At 52.9% G+C, this 4041-nt stretch carries 2 protein-coding genes and 1 pseudogene; all 3 read right to left on the bottom strand.

The features are described from left to right. A pseudogene (locus VIM87_RS24725) lies at positions 1–684 on the bottom strand (MIP/aquaporin family protein); the annotation flags it as partial. Between the two features lie 26 nt (positions 685–710). After that, positions 711–2210 (bottom strand): glycerol kinase GlpK, encoded by a 1500-nt coding sequence (gene glpK, locus VIM87_RS24720; RefSeq protein WP_331999579.1) that lies wholly within the window; start codon positions 2208–2210, stop codon positions 711–713. Between the two features lie 55 nt (positions 2211–2265). After that, positions 2266–3864 carry a glycerol-3-phosphate dehydrogenase/oxidase gene (locus VIM87_RS24715; protein WP_331999578.1) on the bottom strand — a complete coding sequence of 533 codons (1599 nt, stop codon included), beginning with the start codon at positions 3862–3864 and terminating at the stop codon, positions 2266–2268. Positions 3865–4041: the final 177 nt, after the last annotated feature.

Genomic DNA, 4041 nt, shown 5'->3' with positions numbered 1-4041 from the left:
TCCCACAATCGGTACCCAGGCATAAGCCCAGTCGCTGCCCTGCTTCCCTTTTATGGGTAACAGCATATGCATTATGCGGGGGCCCAGGTCCCTGGCCGGGTTAATAGCATAACCGGTAGTGCCGCCTAACGACAAACCTATAGACCATACCAGCAAAGCCACGGGCAGCGCGCCCAGGGAGCCCAGCCCTACCGGCGTTTTATCGGGTCCCATTTCTGCATTGGTGAAATAAAAGATGGTGAACAGCAGCACAAATGTGCCGGTGATCTCACAGATCAGGTTGCGGCCAATTTTACGTATAGCCGGCTCCGTGCAGAACACGGCGCGCTGTAAACCTGCATCGGGTGTTTCATCAAGATGGTCTTTATAGTTAAGCCATACCAGGAAAGCGCCTGTCATAGCGCCCATCATTTGCGCGGCAATGAAGGAGGGCACGCGGGCCCATTCAAATTTACCGGCTACTGCCAGCGAGATGGTTACGGCCGAGTTTAAATGTGCGCCGCTGTAAGGTGATGCCAGCACCACGCCTACAAACACGGCCAGCGCCCAGCCGGTGGTGATCACGATCCACCCGCTGTTGTTGCCTTTTGTTTTATTAAGCACTACGTTAGCTACTACGCCGTTGCCCAGCAGTATCATTAATGCAGTACCAAGGAATTCCGCTAATAAGGGATGCATGTTATTGGTTGAATTTAGTTTTTACATAACGTTTATTCTGCTGCAGCGGCCCATACCTTGGCCGTTTTTACTGCGCGGTTCCACCCTTTGATCCACTCTTCGCGGTGGGTTTGCCCGGTGGCGGGTGTAAAGGTTTTATCCATCTGCCACTGGCTGCGGATCTCTTCCAGGTTTTTCCAGTAACCGGTGGCCAGGCCTGCCAGGTAAGCGGCGCCCATGGCGGTAGTTTCAGTGATACGCGGGCGTATTACCTGCGTGTTAAGGATATCTGCCTGGAACTGCATCAGCAAATTATTGCCGGTAGCGCCACCGTCAACACGCAGCTCTTTAATGCTGAGCTTTGCATCTGCTTCCATGGCCTTTAATACTTCCATGGTCTGGTAGGCAATGCTTTCCAGCGCAGCCCTGGCAATGTGTGCGGCAGTGGTGCCGCGGGTCATGCCTACCAGGGTGCCGCGTGCATGCTGCTCCCAGTGCGGCGCGCCCAAACCTGCAAAAGCAGGCACCAGGTATACGCCTTCATTTTCTTTGGTGCTGGCAGCCAGCGCCTCTACTTCGGATGAGGAGCGGATAATGCCCAGCCCATCGCGCAGCCATTGCACAATAGCGCCGGCAATAAAAATACTGCCTTCCAGCGCGTATTGCACCTGCCCGTTCACCTTCCAGGCCACAGTGGTTACCAGGTTATTGCTGCTGATGATGGGTTTTTCGCCAATGTTCATGAGCATAAAACAGCCGGTGCCATAAGTGTTCTTTACCATGCCGGAGGCAGTACACATCTGCCCGAAAAGCGCAGCATGCTGGTCGCCGGCAATACCGGCTATGGGTATTTGTATGGCAAACATGCCGGGCGTGGTTTCGCCGTATACTTCGCTGGATTCCTTTACTGCGGGCAGCATAGATGCGGGTATATCCAGCAGCTGCAAAAGTTCGTTGTCCCATGCCAGTGAGTGAATGTTAAACAGCATGGTGCGGGAGGCGTTGGTAACATCGGTGGCATGTACGGCGCCATGGGTCAGGTTCCATATAAGCCAGCTGTCTACAGTGCCAAAGGCCAGCTCGCCTTTGTTGGCGCGTTCGCGTGCGCCGGGCACATTATCCAGGATCCATTTTATTTTGGTGCCGGAGAAATAGGCGTCTATTACCAGACCGGTTTTTTCGCGGATCATTTTTTCATGGCCGGCTGCTTTTAATGAATCGCAGTAGGCTGCTGTGCGGCGGTCCTGCCAAACAATGGCGTTATGTACAGGCTTACCGGTGGCGCGGTCCCATACCAGGGTGGTTTCCCGCTGGTTGGTAATGCCAATGGCGGCTATGTTACCGCCTTCCAAACCGGCTTTGGCTATGGCTTCTGTGGCTACGCCTATCTGGCTGCTCCAGATCTCTGCCGGGTCATGCTCCACCCAGCCGGGTTGCGGAAAAAGCTGGGTAAATTCTTTTTGCGCTACGGATACAATGGCGCCGGAATGGTCAAATAAGATGGCTCTTGAGCTGGTGGTTCCCTGGTCCAGGGCCATAATGTATTTGTTCATGTTTTTCCTGTTTATCTACGTGGCAATATCAGTTTATTAATGGAATTCGTGTATACTATGCTGTTACTTTATGTTGTGTGTTGTTATGTTGCAGCAGGTAGTGCTGCGCCATGTTCTTAAAGGCCTGTACCTGCGCCTGTTGCCAGCTGCCATCTTTCCCCAGCTCTGCAGCCATCAGGGCAGCTACCTGCGGGGCCATATCAATGGCGGCCTGCGCATCCAGGAACAGGGCCCGTAAGCGGCGTGCCAGCACATCTTCCACGGTGCGGGCCATTTCATTGCGTACGGCCCATATCACCTGCGCTTTAATGTAGGGCAGGCGGGCATCTAATGGCTGCCCCAGCTCTGCCTGCTGTGCTATTAAGGTTTGCAGCAAAGGTGCATCACTACCATATACGTTTAACGGTTCAGTGGTGGATGGATGTTCCGTATAGCCGTGAATGTGCAGGTCTTTGGTCACGCATTCCGCGGCCGGCAAGCCGCCGGTGGTAATGGCCTGGTTCACGGTATCCTGCGCCATACGGCGGAAGGTGGTCCACTTACCGCCGGTAATGGTAATAAGGCGGGAGGGAGCTACCAGTATTTTATGGCTGCGGGAGATCTCTTTGGTGCTGTTGGTGTTCTTTTGCGGTGCGGCTAACGGCCGCAGGCCGGCAAACACGCTAAGCACATCACTCCTGGCTGGCGGACGGGAGAGGTATTTGGTAGCGGTTCTTAAAATAAATTCTATTTCCTGTTCAAGGGCAATGGGCTCCATGCTATGCTCATCCAGGGGTGTATCTGTTGTGCCCAATAATACTTTATTATGCCAGGGTACGGCAAAAAGTACGCGCCCGTCGTCTGTTTTAGGGATCATAATGGCGCTGCTGCTTTGCAGGAAAGATGCGTCCAGCACCACGTGCACACCCTGGCTGGGCCTTACCATGGGGCGGGCTCCCGGGTTATCCAGCTGTAATATTTCATCTACAAACACGCCGGTAGCGTTGATCACTACTTTGGCAGGAAAGTTATATACATCGCCGGTTTCCAGGTCTTTGGCCTGTACGCCGTTAATACGGCTGCTGCCATCTTTATGCAGGCCGGTTACTTTAAAATAGTTCAGCAGCACGGCCCCGTTCTCTGCTGCGGTTTGGGCAATGTTTACGGCCAGGCGGGCATCATCAAACTGGCCGTCGTGGTATACAATGCCGCCTTTTAATCCACGCTGCTGAATGTTGGGCAGCTTGCGCAGGGTTTCACTTTTACCAATGTGGCGGGAGCGGCCCAGGCTCAGGCGGCCGGAGAGCAGGTCGTACACTTTTAAGCCAATGGTATAAAAAGGGCCCTGCCACCAGGTATATTGCGGAATAATGAAATCCTGGTTATGGGCCAGGTGCGGCGCATTGGCCAGCAGCAGGCCTCTTTCGTACAGGGCTTCCCGTACCAGGGCCACATCGCCCTGGGCTAAGTAACGTACGCCGCCGTGTACCAGCTTGGTGCTGCGGCTGGAGGTGCCTTTTGCAAAATCGGCCTGCTCCAGCAACAAGGTTTTATAGCCCCGGGTAGCTGCATCCATGGCAGTGCCTAAGCCGGTAGCGCCGCCGCCAATGATCACCAGGTCCCACTGTTGGGCCGGCGTTTTTTTGATCTCTGCTATAGCGTCTGTTCTGTTCATTTTATAATGGACTTGCTTTTATGTGCTTTCATTTTGTATTAAACTGAATGCAAAGTAAAACAAATCGAAACCAAAATATAAAATAATATGAAAAAGCAAAAATATTTTGTTTGAACGGAAATTGAGGCTTCTCTGTTAAGTAATTTTATTGATAATGAATGATTTAGTGAATAGGGT

The sequence above is a fragment of the Chitinophaga sp. genome (assembly GCF_036569125.1).
GTDB lineage: Bacteria > Bacteroidota > Bacteroidia > Chitinophagales > Chitinophagaceae > Chitinophaga.
The sequence above is the reverse complement of the archived record's forward strand: the minus strand, read 5'-3'. Positions and strand labels throughout refer to the sequence as shown.

Bases quoted from the DNA above. Each gene is read 5' to 3' on its own strand.
- glpK (WP_331999579.1), bottom strand. From the start codon at position 2,210: ATGAACAAATACATTATGGCCCTGGACCAGGGAACCACCAGCTCAAGA.
- VIM87_RS24715 (WP_331999578.1), bottom strand. From the start codon at position 3,864: ATGAACAGAACAGACGCTATAGCAGAGATCAAAAAAACGCCGGCCCAA.